Source organism: Aeromonas sp. 601027, from assembly GCF_049174455.1.
In the GTDB taxonomy this organism is placed as follows: Bacteria; Pseudomonadota; Gammaproteobacteria; order Enterobacterales; family Aeromonadaceae; genus Aeromonas; species Aeromonas veronii_A.
Genome location: NZ_JAAKTN010000013.1, coordinates 1 through 19230, shown reverse-complemented (window position 1 = coordinate 19230; position 19230 = coordinate 1). Strand labels below are relative to the sequence as shown.

Sequence of the window (19230 nt, the reverse complement as noted above, 5' to 3'; positions counted from 1 at the left end):
CTCATCACCAAACATCGAACAATAAAAAACGGCAGGCCCTGCTTTAAATGAGGGTCTGCCGTTTTTATTGCTGAAAACAGGCGAGATCAGGCGCTCTGGCGAGCCTCGCTCAGCAGTGCCAGCGCCGGTTGGGCGTTGTCCGGCATCAGCCGGTAGGCCTTGTGGTGTTTGACCAGGGTGGCTTTCTTGTTGCCCTGGCTCAGCAGCAGGCCGTGCTTGAAGGCCGCCTCGGCCAGCACCTTCTCGTCACCGCGCACATAGAGGGTGAGGGGTTTGACAAGCTCACCGTCCTCGATATGGCCTTCATATTCGCTATGGCTTACCACCAGACTCGCCTGACCGCCCGATTGTAGGCGCAGCTTGGCGTCCACCTCGCTCTCGGTCAGCACCAGCCAGCCTGCCGCTGAGAGCTCCTCCAGCAGGGCAGCCAGCTTGGCCCCCAGTTGTTGCGGGTTGGTCATGGCGCACTGGTATTGGAAGGCGATGCGCGCAAGCAATCCCTTGAGATCGGCACCCGCGCCCAGGGTGCGGCCAAGCTGCACCCAAGCTTTCAAATCTTCCATCACCAGACGGGAGAAGCGCTTCTCCTTGAGGGAGTCGGCCATCCAGGTGCAGAGAAAGTGGCTCTCTTGGGCTGGAGTGCGCTTGCCCGCCTTTTGTTCGGCGGTGCGGGCCAGTTCGGCCAGGCTCTGGGTGGCCATCTCGAGCAGGGCCTGATTGTAGGTCGGAGAGGTCATAAGCAATCCTTCAGTTGACCACCAGGGGTCAACACCGATGACAGAGATGGCAAAGGCGCCAGTGGCGCCTTTGCGGTTCAATAGAGCAACTGCCCGCCTTATTTCGGCTGACGGGGCTTCTTGGCGGCGGCCAGACGCTTGAGGCGCTGACCCTGCAGCTTGGCTTCGGCCATCACCTGGGCCACGGCGTTATCTTCACGCTGCGGGCGCTTGCCGAAGCGGCGACGCTCTTGCAGCTGTTTGATCAGCTCGTCACGGCTGCTCACCTCATAGCCCGGCACCATGATGCGACGGATCTTCTGGCCGATCAGGGCCTCGATCTCCAGCAGGGTGCGCTCCTCTTCACGGCTGACGAAGGAGATGGCCATGCCGCGCTTGCCAGCACGACCGGTACGGCCGATACGGTGCACGTAATCTTCCGCCAGGAACGGCAGATCATAGTTGACCACATATTCCAGATCCGGAATGTCCAGACCACGGGCGGCCACTTCGGTGGCCACCAGTACCCGTACCTTGCCTTCCATGAATTCGCGCAGGGCGCGGCGACGGTTGCCCTGGGCCTTCTCGCCATGGACCACGGCGGACTTGATGCCGTCGAGGTTCAGCTCCTCGACCAGCACATCACAGCTTTCGCGGGTACTGGCGAACACCAGCACCTGCTGCCAGTTCTGTTTGCCAATCAGCTCTGAGAGCAGCTCGCGCTTGCGCTTCTGCTCGACCGGATAGACGGTGTGGCTGACGGTGTCGGCGGTGGAGTTCTGCTTGTTGACGCTGACGATCTGCGGTCTGTCCAGCATCAGGTTGGCCAGCTTCTTCACCGCGTCGGAGAAGGTGGCGGAGAAGAGCAGGTTCTGACGGGTCTTGTTGACCGCTTGCAGGATCTTTTGCACATCGGCACTGAAGCCCATGTCGAGGATGCGATCCGCTTCATCCATCACCAGACACTCGACGCCGGAGAGGCTGAGGTTGCAGGCGGTGAGGTGCTCCAGCAGACGGCCCGGGGTGGCCACAATGATGTGTGCGCCCGCTTTGAGCTTCTTGGCCTGCACGTCCTGCTTGCCACCGCCGACGATGGTGATGGTGGTGATATCGAGATACTTGGCGAAGTCATTGATGTTGCTCGCCACCTGAGCCGCCAGCTCGCGGGTCGGGGTCAGGATCAGCACACGGGCGTTGGAAGGCTGGACCGGAGCCGGATTGTCTACCAGACGTTGCAAGATGGGCAGGGCGAAGGCGGCGGTCTTGCCGGTACCGGTCTGGGCGCTGGCCAGCACATCGCGGCCACGGCGAATGGCCGGGATCGCCTGTTGCTGCACAGGGGTCATCTCCTGATAACCGCAATCTGAGACAGCACGCAAAATCTCGGGGGCAAAATCGAACGATTCAAATCTCATAATGGGTTCCTGTGTTCCAGCTGGGCTGTGTTTGGCTTGGTTAGCTCGGCATGAGCGAGACGGAGGTTGTAACCACCGACGGCTGCGCCTGACATCAAGTCAGAGAGTGAGCCGGAAAATGGCGGGCGCGAAGTGTAACAGATAGACGTCACAAATTCTGCCTCAAATGGTTGGAGTTTTTCCCGTGGCAGTTGCCCAGTGTAGGAGCCATCGCAAGGCACTGCATCTAGTTATCTTCACGGCTGCCAGGAGCGTATGAGCGGTTGGTGAGCGCGCATAGAAAATCAGCCCCGCATTGGCGGGGCTGACTGTTAGGGAACATCACGGCTGTGGCCGGTCAGATCAGACCGCCAGATAGTCCATGATCCCTTCGGCCGCTTTGCGCCCTTCGTAGATGGCGGTCACCACCAGATCGGAGCCGCGTACCGCGTCGCCACCGGCAAACACCTTGGGGTTGCTGGTCTGGAAGGCATATTCCGCCTGCTCGCGCGCCTTGATGCGATCCCGGTTATCGAGCTCGATGCCGAACTCCGCCATCCAGGGTTGGGGGTTGGGCTGGAAGCCAAACGCCATCACCACCGCATCGGCGGCCAGCACCTGCTCGGAGCCTTCGATGACCACCGGATTGCGGCGGCCATTGGCATCGGGTTCACCCAGCTCGGTGCTCACCACCTTGATGCCGCAGGTGCGGCCATGGGCGTCCAGCTCCACGCCGATGGGCTGGAGGTTGAACATAAATTCCACCCCCTCCTCGCGGGCGTTTTTCACCTCCCGCTTGGAGCCCGGCATGTTCTCCTCGTCGCGGCGATAGGCGCAGATAACCTTGTCAGCCCCCTGACGGATGGCGGTACGTACACAGTCCATGGCGGTATCGCCACCGCCCAGCACCACCACCTGCTTGCCAGCGAAGTCGATGTAGTCGGCTTGTGCCTTCTCGAAGCCCAGCAACCGGTTGGCGTTGGCGATGAGGTAGGGCAGGGCGTCATAGACTCCCGGCGCCTCTTCGTTGGCAAAGCCGCCCTTCATGTACTTGTAGGTGCCGACCCCGAGGAAGACCGCATCGAACTCGCCGAGCAGGTCGGCGAAGGTGATGTCCTTGCCCACTTCGGTCTCGAGACGAAACTCCACGCCCATCCCCTGGAAGATCTCGCGGCGACGCTGCATCACCTCTTTTTCCAGCTTGAAGGAGGGGATACCGAAAGTGAGCAGGCCGCCGATCTCCGGATACTTGTCAAACACTACCGGGGTGACGCCATTGCGTGCCAGCACATCGGCACAGGCAAGACCCGCAGGGCCCGCGCCAATAACGGCAACCCGCTTGCCGGTCTTGACCACGTTCGAGAGATCGGGCTTCCAGCCCATCTCGAACGCCTTGTCGGTGATGTATTTTTCGATGTTGCCGATGGTGACGGCACCGAAGCGATCGTTGAGAGTGCAGGAGCCCTCGCAAAGGCGATCCTGCGGGCAGACCCGACCGCACACTTCCGGCAGGCTGTTGGTCTGGTGGGAGAGCTCCACCGCCTCCAGAATGCGTCCCTCTTTGGCCAGTTTCAGCCAGTTGGGGATGTAGTTGTGAACCGGACACTTCCACTCGCAATAGGGGTTGCCGCACTCGAGGCAGCGATCCGCCTGCATCTGTACCTGCGGCTGATTGAAGGACTCGTAGATCTCCACAAACTGTATTTTGCGGATCTTGAGTGGCTTCTTGGGCGGGTCGACCCGCTGGACATCGATAAACTGAAATACGTTCTGGCTCATAGGGTTCCCTCCTTATTGCGCCTGGATTCTGAGTTCTGCACTGGAACGGCTGGTGTGACCCAGCAGCGATTTCACGTCGCTGGACTTGGGTTTGATCAGCCTGAACTTGGGCACATAGGAGTCGAAGTTGGCCAGGATCTCCTCGGCGCGCGAGCTGCCGGTCTCATTGAGGTGCGCCGTGATGATGCCGCGCAGGTGCTCCTGATGGATGGCGAGATCCGCCACGTCCAGCAGTTCCACCAGCTCGGGGTTGGTGCGCTTGGCGAAGTTGCCGCATTCGTCGAGCACGTAGGCAAAGCCGCCGGTCATGCCCGCCGCGAAGTTGACGCCGGTCTGACCCAGTACGGTGACGATACCGCCGGTCATGTATTCACAACCGTTGTCGCCAATCCCCTCGACTACCGCCAGGGCACCTGAGTTGCGCACCGCGAAACGCTCGCCAGCAGTGCCTGCGGCGTAGAGTTTGCCGCCAGTGGCGCCGTAGAGGCAGGTGTTGCCGATGATGGCTGCTTCATGGGATTTGAACGCCACGCCGACATGGGGCTTGATCACCAGCTTGCCGCCGGTCATCCCCTTACCCACGTAGTCGTTGGCATCGCCAGTGAGGATCATCTCAAGGCCACCTGCGTTCCAGACGCCGAAGCTCTGGCCTGCGGTGCCGTTGAAGTGCACCTTGACCGGATCGGCCGCCATCCCCTGGTTGCCGTGCCGTTTGACGATTTCGCCGGACAGACGCGCACCCACCGAGCGGTCGGTGTTGCGAATGTCGTAGCGGAACTCGCCGCCGCTTGAGGTTTCCACCGCCTCCAGCAGATCCTCCACCATTTTCAGGTTGAGCGGCCCCTTGTCGAAGGTAGGGTTGTGCTGCTGGCTGAACAGGCTGGAGCCTGCCGGTGCTACCGGACGGGCCAGAATGCCGGAGAGATCCAGCTTGGCCTGACGGGCAGTGAGGCCGGGCAGGGCCTCCAGCAGATCGGTACGGCCAATCAGGTCGGTCAGCTGGGTGACGCCGAGCTGAGCCATCAGCTCGCGGGTCTCTTCGGCGATGAACTTGAAGTAGTTCATCACCATCTCTGGCAGGCCGGTGAAGTGCTCGCGACGCAGCTTCTCATCCTGAGTGGCAACGCCGGTGGCGCAGTTGTTCAGGTGGCAGATGCGCAGGTATTTGCAACCGAGCGCCACCATGGGGCCGGTGCCAAAACCGAAGCTCTCGGCGCCGAGGATGGCCGCCTTGATGATGTCGAGACCGGTCTTGAGGCCGCCATCCACCTGCAGCCGCACCTTGTGGCGCAGGCCGTTGGCGACCAGCGCCTGCTGGGTTTCAGCCAGACCCAGCTCCCACGGGGAGCCGGCATATTTGACCGAGGTGAGGGGGCTCGCGCCAGTGCCGCCGTCATAACCGGAGATGGTGATGAAGTCGGCATAGGCCTTGGCCACGCCGCAGGCGATGGTGCCCACGCCGGGCTCGGAGACCAGTTTCACCGACACCAGACAGCTCGGGTTGATCTGCTTGATGTCGAAGATGAGCTGGGCCAGATCCTCGATGGAGTAGATATCGTGGTGCGGCGGCGGTGAAATCAGGGTCACGCCGGGCACGGAATAACGCAGCTGGGCGATCTGGGCCGTCACCTTGTCACCGGGCAGCTGGCCCCCTTCGCCGGGCTTGGCGCCCTGCGCCACCTTGATCTGCACCACATCGGCGTTCATCAGGTAGTGGGGGGTGACGCCAAACCGGCCGGAAGCGACCTGCTTGATGCGGGAGTTCTTCTCGGTACCGAAACGCTTGGGATCTTCGCCACCTTCGCCGGAGTTGCTCTGACCGCCGAGGCGGTTCATGGCGACAGCCAGCGCCTCGTGAGCCTCTGGGCCGAGGGCACCGATGGACATGGCGGCGGAGTCGAAGCGGGGGAACAGCTTGTCGGCCGGCTCAACCTGATCCAGCGCGACCGGATTGTCGACCTTCTTCAGGGCAAGCAGATCGCGCAGAGTGGCAACCGGGCGCTCGTTCACCAGACGGGCGTACTCCTTGTAATCGGCATAGTTGCCGGAGCGCACCGCGGTTTGCAGGGTCTGCACCACATCCGGGTTGTAGGTGTGGTACTCGCCGCCGTGGACGAACTTGAGCAGGCCGCCGTGGGGGAGGGGCTTGCGCACCAGCCAGGCCTGACGGGCTAGATTGTGCTGATCCTGCTGGATGTCGGCAAAATCGGCACCCTGAATACGGCTCGATACGCCACGGAAGCAGGTATCGACCACGGCTCTGGCCAAGCCCACAGCTTCAAACAGCTGGGAGCAGCGGTAGCTGGCGACCGTGCTGATGCCCATCTTGGACATCACCTTGTAGAGCCCCTTGTTGATGCCGTTGCGGTAGTTGACCATCGCCTGGCGCAGGGACATGGTGAGCACGCCCTCTTCAACCTGTTTGGCTAGGGTTTCGTAAGCGAGATAGGGGTAGATGGCGGTCGCGCCAAAGCCCAGCAGCACCGAGAAGTGGTGCGGGTCACGGCAGCTTGCAGTTTCCACCAGAATGTTGGCGTCACAGCGCAGGTTGTTGTCCACCAGGGTGCGCTGTACCGCGCCCACCGCCATGGCGGCCGGGATCGGCAGGGTATCGGCGCTGATATCGCGATCCGACAGCACCAGCAGTACGGTGCCACTCCTGGCGGCGGTTTTGGCCTCATCGCAGATGCGCACGATGGCCGCTTCCAGCCCCTCTTCTGGCTTGAAGTTGAGGCTGATCACCTGATGACGGTAGTACTCACCTTCCAGTGCCAGCAGCTGGTGGAAGTCGGAGTAGAGCAGGATCGGCGACTGGAACAGCACCCGGTGGGCGTGGCCGAAGGTCTCGTTGAAGACGTTCTGCTCGCGACCGATACAGGTGGCCAGCGACATCACGTGGTTTTCCCGCAGCGGGTCGATGGGCGGGTTGGTCACCTGGGCAAACATCTGGCGGAAGTAGTCATAGAGGGTGCGCGGGCCGGAGGAGAGCACCGCCATCGGGGTATCATCCCCCATGGAGCCCACCGCCTCCTGACCATTTTCACCGAGCACCCGGATGATCTGATCCAGCTCCTCGAAGGAGTAGCCAAACAACTTCTGATAGGTTTTCAGCTGGTCATCAGAGAACTCGCGGCTACCGGTCTGGCTGTCGTCCATCTGCTCGAAGGGGACCAGTCGGCGGCAATGTTTATCCATCCACTGCTTGTAGGTGTGACGGTTCTTGAGGTCGTCATCGATCTCGAAGCTGGTCCACACCTTGCCGTTGCTGGTATCCACCACGAACAGCTCGCCCGGGCCGACCCGGCCCTTCTCCAGCACTTCGTCCGGGGTGTAGTCCCAGGTACCGACTTCTGAGGCGAGGGTGATGAACTTGTCCTTGGTGATGACGTAGCGGGCCGGACGCAGACCGTTGCGATCAAGTGCGCAGGTGGCGTAGCGACCATCGGTCATGACGATACCGGCGGGGCCATCCCATGGCTCCATGTGCATGGAGTTGAAGTCGTAGAAGGCGCGCAGGTCATCATCCATGTTCGGGTGTTTTTGCCATGCAGGCGGGATCAACAGGCGCATGGCGCGGAACAGGTCCATGCCACCGGCGAGGAAGAGATCCAGCATGTTGTCGAGGCTGGAGGAGTCAGAGCCGGTGGTGTTGACGAAGGGGGCCGCTTCCTGCAAATCGGGAATGAGCGGCGTGGCAAACTTGTAGCTGCGTGCCTTGGCCCACTGGCGGTTGCCGGCGATGGTGTTGATCTCGCCGTTGTGGGCCAGATAGCGAAACGGCTGCGCCAGCGGCCAGCGCGGGCTGGTGTTGGTGGAGAAACGCTGGTGGAAGACGCAGATGGCCGCCTGCATACGTATGTCGGCGAGATCCAGATAGAAGCGCGGCAAGTCCACCGGCATGCACAGCCCTTTATAGACGGTGACCAGGTTGGAGAGGCTGACCACATAGAAGTAGTCGTCGTTGACGCGCTTTTCGATGCGGCGACGCACGATATAGAGACGGCGCTCGAGATCCTTGTCGACCCAGCCGGGCGGGGCGTTGACAAAGACCTGTTCAATGCTGGGCAGGGAGGCTTTGGCGATGGTACCCAGTACGTTGGTATCGACGGGCACCTTGCGCCAGCCGACCAGACTCAGGGTCTCTTTTTCCAGCTCTTCGTCTATGATGTCGCGGGTCTGCTGGGCCAATACGGGGTCAGGGTTGAGAAACAGCATGCCGACCGCATAGTTGCGGCCAAGGTGCCATCCCTTCTCCTCGGCGACAGCTCTGAAGAAGCTGTCCGGTTTTTGCAGCAGCAGACCGCAACCATCGCCGGTCTTGCCATCGGCGGAGATCCCGCCGCGGTGCTGCATGCGAGCCAATGCTGACATCGCGAGACGGACAAGCTTGTGGCTGGCTTCCCCTTCCATGTGGGCCAACAGGCCGAAGCCACAGTTATCCCTCTCCAGCTTTGGATCATATAGTGACATTGCATTTCTCCCTTGCTCGGCCTTGTATCGCACAGTCATCACCTGACTGCATAAATTGCGATTGGCTCTTGTGGTTCCGTCTGCCTGACGTGGCGAATCTCCAAACTAATGGGATTTTCTGGCGAGGTCAATCGCAGGTCAGGTTTGTCTTCATGATTACATTCGCATAACAAAATGTCGGGTTAGGGGGATTCGCTCGCAGTTATGGAGTGTTTATTCTGTGTATTTTTATTTTGTTGGTTAAATATATCGTCATTGGCGGGCTCAATGGTGCGCTCGGCGACGGTGGGCGAATGTAGTAATTTTACCAACCCGATGTGGCCGACAGCGGAAGGGATCACATTTTCAATATCCCATGCTTGCAATTGTGTGCTGTCGGGTCTCTTTGAATTTTTCATTGTTCAACAGTGGGTTATCAGGTCTCATTTTCATATGGATGTTTACTGTTTGAATCGTCAAAGAACTGTAAAAATCCTTTTTTTGCGCTTTTTCTCTATATTTATTCAAAATTGGTCGGGTATTTATATGTTTTACCCTCTCCGCTAGCTTGATCCAGCTCAGTCCCTGTTTTGCGCAAGCTCGTACAATGGCGCTCCTTTAGCGGAGGTGTCATGCAGTTACACGAACTCGTCAATACATTCGGTCAGGATCTCAAGCAGCGTCATGGTCAGAAGATCCACAAACTCTCCATCCATGGGGCCTTCACCTGCCCGAACCGTGACGGCACCCTGGGCCGCGGTGGCTGCACCTTCTGCAACGTATCCTCTTTTGCCAACGAGTCGGCTCAGCAACTCTCCGTGGTGCAACAACTGCTGGCTCGCCGGGACGAAGTCACCCGTGCCAAGCGCTATCTTGCCTACTTTCAGGCCTATACCAGTACCTATGCCGAGGTCGAATATCTGCAGCGGATGTATGAAGAGGCGCTGTCGGTGAGCGATATGGTGGGGCTCTGTGTGGGCACTCGCCCCGATTGCGTGCCGGATGCGGTGCTCGATCTGTTGGCGGGCTATCAGGCCCGGGGTTACGAGGTGTGGCTGGAGCTCGGGCTGCAAAGCGCCAATGACAAGACCCTGCAACGGATCAACCGCGGCCACGGTTATGCCGCCTATGAGGATGCGGTAAGACGTGCCCATCAGCGCGGCATCAAGGTATGTGCTCATCTGATCGTCGGCCTGCCGGGCGAAGTGCCAATGGACAGCCTCGATACCCTGCATCGTATCGTTGAGACCGGTGTTGAGGGGATCAAGCTGCATCCGCTTCATGTGGTAGAGGGCAGTACTCTTGGCAAAGCGTGGCAGGCGGGGCGCCTTGAGGTATTGACGCTGGAGCAGTATGTGGAAGCCGCTGTCGCCATGATCCAGCACACACCACCCGAGGTGGTGTATCACCGGATTTCGGCATCGGCGCGCCGCCCAACCCTGCTTGCTCCCGCCTGGTGCGAGAATCGCTGGACTGCGATGGCGGACATTGCACGAGCACTCTCCTTGAGTGGCCCTCAGGGTCATGCACTGGGAAGACCCTTCATACTTCCTGACCTATAATTGAGTTCGTAATTATTATTTTCACGTAAAACATAGGGTTATATAAAAAGTTCATACCATAAACTATAGTTTTGGTACCTGCAGGTTGATATAGTGATGCGCCACAATAAATGCCATTATCAATTAACACCTCCATTTACCTGAGGGAGGCGTCGGCATGATGCTCACAGGCTGGTTTTACCAATCATCATGCAAGGAAAATTGGTGGTGAGTGTCACGATGTATCCGGATAGGTTTATTCCCTGATCAGGCTCATCTGTGGGAGGGGGCTCGTTTTTAGAGTCGCTATAGCAGGAAAATATGAGTGATACCCCTCTCGTATCGACCTTATTAATGCAGTGACGGGATGCTATGCAAGCAGAAACAAGTCGTATCGATGAGTTATTGGAGTGTCTGGTCTTCTTGACCCGCTTTTATGGTGTGCCCAACAGCCAGGATGCCCTGACGACCGGGTTGCCACTGGTCTCCGGACGACTGACTACAGCACTCTTTTGTCGTGCTGCCGAGCGGGGCGGGCTATCTGCCCGTGAAGTGATCCAGCCGCTTGATCAGATCTCTCCCTTGCTGCTGCCCTGCGTATTGCAGATGCGTAACGGTGGCGCCTGTATTTTGCTGGAGTGGAACGAAGAGCGCAGCCAGGGGAAAGTGATTTTCCCGCAGGCAGGTGATGCCGCCCAATGGCTGACTGCTGCCCAGCTGGGTGATGAGTATTTGGGGCGTCTCTTTTACGTTAAGAAGCAGTTCAAATTTGACGAGCGCTCTCCCAAGGTGCTGGAGACCCGTGATGGCCACTGGTTCTGGAGCACTTTGTTTGAATCTCGCGGAATCTATCGCGATGTGCTGATCGCCTCCATTCTGATCAACCTGTTTGCCATCGCCAGCCCCCTCTTTACCATGAACGTCTATGACAAGATTGTGCCCAATCTGGCATTTGATTCGCTCTGGGTGCTGGCGGTCGGGGCCATGGTGGTCTTTACCTTCGATTTTGTGATGCGGCAGTTGCGCAGTTACTTTATCGATATCGCTGGCAAAAAGTCTGATGTGCTGCTGTCCGCCAAGATTTTCGCCAAGGTGATGGGCATGCGGATGGAGTCTCGTCCCGCTTCCACCGGCGCTTTCGCCAAACATCTGCAGGAATTTGAATCGGTGCGGGAGTTTTTCACTTCCGCGACGGTTTCTACTCTTATCGATCTGCCTTTTGCCGTCTTCTTCCTTTTTATTATCTGGATGTTTGCCGGTGTGATGGTGGTGGTCCCCATCGTCGCCATGCTGATCCTGATCGCCTACAGCTTCTATATTCAAGAGCCGCTCAAAAAGTCCATCGAAGAGGGTTCCCGGCTGGCCTCTCAGAAAAATGCCAACCTGATCGAAAGTATTTCCGGGCTGGAAACGGTCAAAATTTTTGGCGCCGAGAGTCTGTTCCAGCACCGTTGGGAGCAGGCTGTTTCCCATATTTCCACCTGGGGTGTACAAACACGGCGAATTACCAACTCCATGTCGTCACTGGCCAGTTATATCCAGCAGGTGGTGACGGTCGGTCTGGTGATTGTCGGTGTTTACCAGATCTCCGAAGGCTTAGTCACCATGGGGGGGATGATTGCTGCCGTGATGCTCTCCAGCCGTGCCATTGCGCCCATGGTGCAACTCTCAGTGTTGTCGACCCGTTATAACCAGGCCAAGTCTGCACTGGATATTCTGGAAAAAATCATGCAAACCCCGGGTGAGCAGGAGGAAGGCAAGCAATATATCCATCATCCGGTGATTGCCGGTCGAATTGAATTCGAAAATGTTTCGTTCAAATATCCAGGAATGGAAACCAGCACCCTGCACCATATCAATTTGCGTATTCAGCCGGGTGAAAAGGTGGCAATTATCGGCCGGATTGGGGCGGGTAAAACGACCCTCGAGAAGTTGTTGATGGGGCTGTATCGGCCGACTGACGGTTCGGTCCGGATCGATGGTTTCGAAATAGACCAGTTGCCTCCCTCGGTGATTCGTCGCAATATCGGTTGTGTTCCCCAAGATGTCATTCTCTTTTTTGGTTCGGTGCGAGACAACATCATGCTGGGTAATCCGCTGGTGGATGACGTGAGAGTCTTGCGTGCTGCCAAGCGGGCGGGCGTCACCAATTTTACCAACCGTGATCCCAACGGATTGGATCGGCAGATAGGTGAGGGTGGCCGTCAGCTTTCCGGTGGCCAGCGTCAGTCGATCCTGCTGGCACGCGCCCTGCTCAATGATCCCCCCATTCTGGTGATGGATGAGCCTACCTCCAACATGGACAACCAGTCCGAGATGCAGGTCAAACAGGAGCTCGCCAGACTGGGCCCGGAAACCACCTTGATCCTCATCACCCACAAGACCTCAATGCTGGATGTGGCCTCGCGGGTTATTGTCATCGAGCAGGGACAGATTGTGGCAGATGGCCCCAAAGAGGTGGTGTTGCAGCAGTTGAAGGAAGGCAAGGTGCGCGTGCAGGAGGTGTCCCATGGTTAAGGGGCTCATGGACTGGTTAAAACGCAGCAAAAAGGCGCCTTCCGGTGATGTATTGCCGGCCCCCGAGCATCTGGAGTTTGTCGATGACGGCGCGGCCGCTGTGTTGCTTACTACCCCAACCGGTGCCCGCATCCTGTTGTGGTGCTGTTTCCTCTTTTTCATGAGTGCCATCGTCTGGGCTGCCTGGGCCGAGCTGGATGAAGTCACCGTGGGTCAGGGCAAGGTGATCCCATCCCGCCAACTGCAGGTGATCCAGAATCTGGAAGGGGGGATAGTAAAAGAGATCTTCGTCAAAGAGGGAGATATCGTCGAGAAGGGACAGCCGCTGCTGCGTATCGATGACACCCGTTTCCGCTCCGATTTTCGAGAGCGTGAGCAGGAGCTGGTCACTCTGAAAGGAGATATTGCCCGGTTACGGGCCGAAATGGCCAGTGTTGAGGTTAAAAATGACCCTGCACTGGGGTGGCGTGAACAGGTAGTGGTGGGAGAAGCGCCAATTCAGTTTCCGGATGGCTATGAAACCGTCTTTCCCGAATATGCCAACCGTGAACGCTCGGTACAACGGGATCGCCTTAATAACCTGAAGAACCAGCTCTATATTCTTGGTCAACAGATCGAGCAGAAAGAGCAGGAACTGATTGAACTGAATGCCAAAATTCGCACCGTGAATCGCAGTGTGGATCTGGCCAGACAAGAGCTCAATATTAGCCGTCCACTGGCAAAAGAGGGTATAGTGCCTCAAGTGGAGCTAATCAAGCTGGAGCGGCAGGTCAACGAGATGCAGGGGGAGCTGGAGAGCAACCGTCTGCTGATCCCAAAACTCAATTCGGTGTTGCGTGAGACTATTTCCAAGCGCAATGACATAGCGCTGAAATTCCGTGCTGACTCCCAGACGGAACTGAATGAGAAGCAGGGGCGACTTGGCCAGTTGTCAGAAGGGCAGGTTGGCTTGCGAGATAGGGTTGATCGGACCAGCGTGATTGCTCCGCTCAAGGGCACCATCAAGAAACTCAAGATCAACACTCTGGGCGGCGTGGTGCAGCCCGGCATGGATTTGATGGAGATAGTGCCGCTGGAGGACACCTTGTTGGTTGAAGCCAAGGTGTCGCCGAAAGATATCGCCTTCCTGCGACCGGGGCTGGATGCCATCGTCAAGATCACTGCCTACGACTTTACAATCTATGGAGGATTGCATGGCAAGGTTGAACAGATAAGTGCGGACTCGATCCAGGATGAGGAGGGGAACTCCTTTTATCTGGTTCGGGTGCGTACCGAGAAGAGTTACTTGGGCGATGAGCTTAACGCACTTCCCATCATCCCCGGTATGTTAGCCAGTGCTGATATCATTACTGGTAAAAAAAGTGTCCTAGACTATTTACTTAAGCCGATTTTACGGGCTAAGCAGTCGGCACTGAGAGAACGATAAGCCAACAATCTAAAAACAAAACATGACTGGAGATAACATGAAAAAAACGATTGTTGCCATGCTGGTCAGTGGCATCACCCTGATCCCTAGTTTGGGTCAGGCCCAGACTCTGGAAGAGTCGGTGGCACAGACACTCGCTACGCATCCCAAGATCAAGGAAGCGTTTGATCTCTACCAGGCACGCCTCTATCAGCATGATGGCGCCAAGGGTGGCTATTATCCAACGATCGATCTGCGTGGCGGCGTAGGCTATGAAAAGACTGACAGCCCTTCTACCCGGGCTGCTGGTTCAAACAGCAATATTGATGACTCCATGACTCGCAAAGAGGCTGGGCTCAGTTTGCGGCAGATGTTGTTTGATGGCTTTGATGTCAGCAACAACGTCTCCCGAACTGAAGCTGAAGCCAACGCCCAGCGTCTGGCGATGATCTCCGAAGCAGAGAATACCGCGCTGCGAGTGGCTGAGGTCTACCTCAATATGCTGCGCCAGCAGGAGATCCTGGAACTCTCCAAACAGAACCTGGAAACCCACGAACAGATCCGTAGCGACATTCAGAAACGGACTGATTCAGGGCTTGGTTCTACTGCTGATCAGACCCAGATTGATGGTCGTGTTGCCAGGGCCTACGCCAACCAAGCCGCCGCTGAAAACAACTACCGTGATGCGGAAAGCGAGTTTATTCGGGTGGTTAACGAGGTACCAAAAGATCTCGTTCAACCGGTACCTAATGCCGAGTTGGTCCCGGCTAGTCTCGATACTGCCCTGAAAACGGCGACAGAAGTTCACCCGACCCTGCTCTCATCCCTGCAAGATATTGAAGCGGCCAAGTATCAGCATGAAGGTGCCAAATCCGGTTTCTACCCTAACGTCACTTTTGAAGTGGACCAAAACTGGAATGAGGATATTGATGCCGTTAAAGGTCGCAATGACGATCTGACAGCTATGGTGCGGATGCGTTACAACCTGTTCCGAGGTGGTTCTGACGTAGCCGAGAGCAATGCAACTTCGGCACTGTACTCTCAGGCGAAAGACATTCATCTGAATGCATTTCGTCAGGTAGAAGAGGGAACCCGTTTGGCATGGAATGCGAAAGAGTCGCTGGCCAAACAGAAAACCTTCCTTAAAGAGCATGTGGATGCAAGCTACGATACCGTTCAGGCATACAAGAAGCAGTTTGGCTTGGGTCAGCGAACCTTGCTGGACGTATTGAACACCGAAAACGAATTGTTCGAAGCGCGTCGCAGTTATATCACTGCTGAGTATGATGCATTGCTGGCGGACTATCGCATCCTCAATGCGACTGGAAGTCTGCTCAACGCATTTAGCGTCAAGCAACCCGCTGAATGGCAGCCCAGGCAATAACCGTTTGCCAATGATCCCGCCGGGATGATGATGAACGCCAACATGGTGACTGCAGCTGGCAGTCACCATGTTTGGCTAAAGCAGGTGGTTGCGCGGTTTTTGAGGAGTGCAGAAGCAATCATGCAGCAGGCATATGACGTGACACTCCAGCGTGGTACCGGAGGCAGATGGTATGATCTCCTCAATAAATGGAGATACCGATCTCTACGTACTCTGCGCCACTCCTTATGGATCCTGCTGTTACCCTTCTCACTTTTGCTCTGTGCCAGCCAGCCTCTGCCACAGGAAGACCTCAACTTGATCAAGCGGGCGGAGCAGACCTATGGCGCCAGAGCTGGCAAGCGTGTAACCAGTTGGCGCATGCTGGTGATGGAAACGAAGGGAAAGGCACTGAGCGAGACGAAAAAGCTCGAAAGAGTGAACAACTTTTTTAATCAAATGCGCTTTGTTGATGACATCAAGTTGTGGCGCAAGAAAGATTACTGGGCAACCCCGCTCGAGTTTCTGGGAGCTGCCGGAGGAGATTGCGAAGATTTCAGTATTGCCAAATATTCCACACTACTGGAATTGGGGATCCCGGATGAAAAAATGCGGATGGTTTATGTCAAGGCCCTTGATTACAACCAGTTCCACATGGTGGTGGCATATTATGAGACCCCCTCTTCTGTTCCGGTTATTTTGGATAATTTGATAGGCTCTATTCGACCTGCTACCCAACGGCGAGATTTGGTACCTATCTATAGTTTTAACGGTAGTCACTTGTGGTTGATGAAGGCGCGAGGCCAAGGGGAGCTGGCTGGCCAATCATCTCGCTTGGGATTATGGAATGATTTACGCAATCGCATGACATCGGGGCGATTGGCTAGGCCTGTGGTGAATTTGGATGATTAACCTATGACGCTTTATAGACAGTTATTGGCCACCATGTTGCTGTTGTTTGGACTGTTGTTTGCAGCTACGTATTGGGTGCAATTCAATTCGACACGAACTTATCTGGCACAACAGCAGGAGACAACGGTAATCAACACCGCTACGTCACTGGGACTGGCATTAACTCCTTATCTTGAAAATGGCGACAAGGTGGGAGCTGAGTCGGTGATTAAGGCCATATTTGATGGTGGTTATTACCGTATGGTTCGTCTTGACCTGCTTGCGTCGAAAGATGTGATTGAAGAAGAAAACAGCAGCCGTATTCAAGGTGTACCTGACTGGTTTATTGAACTTGGCTTGTTTCCGGAAGTATCCAATGAGTCAATTCTGACGTCTGGCTGGCTGCAACTTGGCAAGCTCAAGGTGGTGGGCCACCCAGGACAAGCCTATCACGAACTGTGGGCAGGGATGAGCGAACTGGCGACCTGGTTTGTGATTGGATTTTTGGTAACCACGATCTTGCTTATGCGTGCACTTAATTTCCTGTTAAAACCGCTCAAGCAGATTTGTGAGCAGGCCGTCGAGATTGAATTGCATCATTTTGGGCATACCATTCCAGAGCCCAAGACCTATGAATTGAAGCAGGTTGTACAAGCGATCAACATCTTATCCGGAAAGTTGGCGGTGCAGTTCAAAGAGCAGGCCGACGAGGCGGAGAAACTGCGTGAACGAGTTTATGTGGATGCCGTTTCTGGCTTGGGTAATCGAGCCTATTTTGTTGGTCAGGTTAATGCCTGGATTGCAGAATCTGGCCAAGGGGGCATCATGTTGGTTGCGGTAGATATGCTCGATGATATCTACCGTGATGAAGGTTTTGCTGCCCGTGATAATATGGTCAAATCTATAGCACAAATCTTACGCGAACAGCTTAAGGGATGGGATGGTGCAGCTGTGGCGCGGATATCAGCGACCGAATATGCTCTGCTCTGCCCGACAGATGATTTGGGTCAGCTTAAGGAGTTGGCAGAAATTATCAATTCTCGTATTGCTGATCTGGTCGTGAACCCAATGGCGGAGGGTAATCCTCTCTCCGTCATTGGTATTGCAGGCCGTGATGGTAATGATGATCTCTCAGTCCTGTTGACTAAAGCGGATAATGCACTCGGCAAGGCGCGTAATGAACGCCGTGGTGCTGTTGTCATGGAAGGGGGAGCCGAGCAGGGGTTGATGGGGCGCTTGGCATGGCGTGATTTGGTTCAGGATGCTATTTCGCATCACCTCTGGCGATTCAAGGCTCAGCCAGCTTGCCGATTTGATAACGGGGCCAGGTTGCATGCCGAGTTGTTTGCATCTATCTCTCGCGATGGCACGGACTATTTTGCCGGTCAGTTTTTGCCTGCCATCGAACAGTTCAAATTGGGGGGCGATTTTGATCAGGCAATACTTGATGCATGTGTTCCCTTACTGCACAAACAAGCGGATCTAGTGCTGGCAATTAATATAACGGCAGGTTCGCTTTGTTCGGATGAGTTTTTGACCTGGCTGACGCACTATCTGGTCGAACATGGCGAATTGAAAGAACGGCTGTTATTCGAGATACCCGAGGCAGCCATTATGAAGCACAAAGATCATGTGGCCGCTTTGGTAGGCGCATTGCAGGTCCATGGTTTCCAGTGGGGGGTTGACCACTACGGCCGTCACTTCCAGTCACTGGGCTATCTGGAGGAGTTAGCGCCTGCCTATGTCAAGGTGGATCACGGTTATACCAGTCAGGTCATGGAGCCGGGTGCTGACACCTCATTCTTGGCTGCAGTGTGCCGAGCTGCACACAATGCCGGTGTGACCACCATTGCAACCCGCGTCGAAGATCAACATCAAGTGGAACTGCTTTCCAAGTTGCATATCGATGGTTATCAGGGATTTGTGCATCCTGCTTTCCCCTTGTCTTGATTGATATGTGCAGTGTAGAAATGGCCCCGAATGGGGTCATTTTTTATATCAATACAATATATTTTTTGATTTTTTTATTATCAAATTAATATGGGTGTTATTTGGTTCCATTTATATCGTTATGATTTTAATGAAGAAAAAATAACCTTTCGATTTTATTCTCTATATCGGTTTGAGGGCAGTCAAACCTATAGATTATTGCAACGGAAAAGCACGTTATCTCCCTCTACGGTGTAGACATCAAGATCTGTCACGTTGGAGCAATGGATATGCGTACCCAAATCATCGACAAGTCCGTGGTTGTCTCAGCTATCGAAGGGAATGTGGAGATTGTGCTGGCTGATGGCAGCAGTCGCCCCCTGCAAAAGGGGGAAATACTCCAGCCCGGTGCCAAATTGACCATAGCGGATGATGCCAAGCTTGTTCTTTCCCCCTATGACGATACACCAGCGCAGAATGTACCCACCGGTTCCGAATTAGCAGAACCGGGACAACCGCAAGGTGGTGCCAGCACGGAGGGCACTCCTTCTGACATTGCTGCATTGCAAGAGTCAATTTTGCAAGGCGTTGACCCGACGCAAAACTTTGAGGCTTCAGCAGCAGGTGGTGCACCTGCTGCCGGTGGTGGCGGTGGTATTGGCGGGGTAGCAGGAGCAAGCGGCAATGGTGGCTTTGTCACCATTGATAGAACCGGTGATGCGACCATTGCCGAGGCCGGTTTTGATACCAATTATCAGGCTGAACCCATTATCAACACTGAGCAAGCGGCTGAACCACTGTTAGAACCGGAGCCACTAACTAATCTCTTGTTGGATGAGAGTGAAGTATTTTCGATGGATGAAGATAACCCTGTCAGTGGTGATCTTTTGGCCAATAGCTCCAACCCGGATGGTCCCTTGGCTCAATCCATCATCAGCTATAGCTGGGGTAGTAATATTGATGTTCCCGCAGGTGTTACATCGACCCTTACTGGCATTGGTACGCTGATCATCAACAGTGATGGCTCTTTCACCTTTACCCCCGCTCCTGACTATTCTGGTGCAGTTCCTACAGTAAGTTATCTGGTCACCGATAGTTCTGATGTTGTTACTTCGACCTTGACGCTGATAGTGACGCCACAAGGTGACATCGACTTCAACGTCGAGGCGCTGAATGCGGGTGCGACCGAAACGGATGGCACGGTACAGGTGCTGCTGACCAACACGGTGAGTATCAGCGATGGCGA

At 55.7% G+C, this 19230-nt stretch carries 11 protein-coding genes; 7 read left to right on the top strand and 4 right to left on the bottom strand.

What is annotated here, in order from left to right; translation table 11 throughout:
* Positions 1-86: 86 nt before the first annotated feature.
* The 4 genes from G5193_RS16040 to gltB all read right to left on the bottom strand — a co-directional run bounded on the left by G5193_RS16040 (position 87) and on the right by gltB (position 8359).
* A complete protein-coding gene (locus G5193_RS16040) occupies positions 87-737 on the bottom strand; it encodes a DUF2913 family protein (RefSeq protein ID WP_202005516.1) in 651 nt (216 codons plus the stop codon).
* A gap of 98 nt (positions 738-835) precedes the next feature.
* Positions 836-2131: a DEAD/DEAH box helicase gene (locus G5193_RS16035; RefSeq protein WP_005337380.1), complete on the bottom strand. Its 1296-nt coding sequence runs from the start codon at positions 2129-2131 to the stop codon at positions 836-838.
* 342 nt (positions 2132-2473) lie between these two features.
* A complete protein-coding gene (locus G5193_RS16030) occupies positions 2474-3889 on the bottom strand; it encodes an FAD-dependent oxidoreductase (RefSeq protein WP_005337375.1) in 1416 nt (471 codons plus the stop codon).
* 12 nt (positions 3890-3901) lie between these two features.
* Entirely contained in the window at positions 3902-8359 is a 4458-nt protein-coding gene (gene gltB / locus G5193_RS16025) for a glutamate synthase large subunit (RefSeq protein ID WP_139476596.1), read from the bottom strand.
* A gap of 611 nt (positions 8360-8970) precedes the next feature.
* Between gltB and G5193_RS16020 the strand changes: the two genes are divergently transcribed.
* The 7 genes from G5193_RS16020 to G5193_RS15990 form a co-directional block, all read left to right on the top strand.
* Positions 8971-9900: a TIGR01212 family radical SAM protein gene (locus tag G5193_RS16020; RefSeq protein WP_421206392.1), complete on the top strand. Its 930-nt coding sequence runs from the start codon at positions 8971-8973 to the stop codon at positions 9898-9900.
* A gap of 351 nt (positions 9901-10251) precedes the next feature.
* A complete protein-coding gene (locus tag G5193_RS16015) occupies positions 10252-12396 on the top strand; it encodes a type I secretion system permease/ATPase (protein ID WP_421206390.1) in 2145 nt (714 codons plus the stop codon).
* Complete coding sequence (locus tag G5193_RS16010; protein ID WP_216953334.1) at positions 12389-13822, top strand: HlyD family type I secretion periplasmic adaptor subunit; 1434 nt, start codon at positions 12389-12391, stop codon at positions 13820-13822. The genes G5193_RS16015 and G5193_RS16010 overlap by 8 nt, the downstream gene beginning before the upstream one ends.
* 37 nt (positions 13823-13859) lie before the next feature.
* The gene (locus tag G5193_RS16005; RefSeq protein ID WP_216953335.1) at positions 13860-15185 is read left to right on the top strand and encodes a TolC family outer membrane protein; all 1326 of its coding nucleotides are present in this window, start codon (positions 13860-13862) and stop codon (positions 15183-15185) included.
* Between the two features lie 138 nt (positions 15186-15323).
* On the top strand, positions 15324-16076 hold the full coding sequence (locus G5193_RS16000; RefSeq protein ID WP_254204305.1) for a transglutaminase-like cysteine peptidase: 753 nt from the start codon (positions 15324-15326) through the stop codon (positions 16074-16076).
* Positions 16077-16079: 3 nt separating this feature from the next.
* Entirely contained in the window at positions 16080-18005 is a 1926-nt protein-coding gene (locus G5193_RS15995) for an EAL domain-containing protein (RefSeq protein ID WP_216953336.1), read from the top strand.
* Positions 18006-18274: 269 nt separating this feature from the next.
* Positions 18275-19230, top strand: a 956-nt coding sequence (locus G5193_RS15990) for a retention module-containing protein (protein ID WP_421206388.1), incomplete at its 3' end; no start/stop codon positions are given.

Excerpts from the sequence above, each read along its gene's own strand:
- G5193_RS16040 (WP_202005516.1), bottom strand. The coding sequence starts at position 737 with ATGACCTCTCCGACCTACAATCAGGCCCTGCTCGAGATGGCCACCCAG.
- G5193_RS16035 (WP_005337380.1), bottom strand. The coding sequence starts at position 2,131 with ATGAGATTTGAATCGTTCGATTTTGCCCCCGAGATTTTGCGTGCTGTC.
- G5193_RS16030 (WP_005337375.1), bottom strand. The coding sequence starts at position 3,889 with ATGAGCCAGAACGTATTTCAGTTTATCGATGTCCAGCGGGTCGACCCG.
- gltB (WP_139476596.1), bottom strand. The coding sequence starts at position 8,359 with ATGTCACTATATGATCCAAAGCTGGAGAGGGATAACTGTGGCTTCGGC.
- G5193_RS16020 (WP_421206392.1), top strand. The coding sequence starts at position 8,971 with ATGCAGTTACACGAACTCGTCAATACATTCGGTCAGGATCTCAAGCAG.
- G5193_RS16015 (WP_421206390.1), top strand. The coding sequence starts at position 10,252 with ATGCAAGCAGAAACAAGTCGTATCGATGAGTTATTGGAGTGTCTGGTC.
- G5193_RS16010 (WP_216953334.1), top strand. The coding sequence starts at position 12,389 with ATGGTTAAGGGGCTCATGGACTGGTTAAAACGCAGCAAAAAGGCGCCT.
- G5193_RS16005 (WP_216953335.1), top strand. The coding sequence starts at position 13,860 with ATGAAAAAAACGATTGTTGCCATGCTGGTCAGTGGCATCACCCTGATC.
- G5193_RS15995 (WP_216953336.1), top strand. The coding sequence starts at position 16,080 with ATGACGCTTTATAGACAGTTATTGGCCACCATGTTGCTGTTGTTTGGA.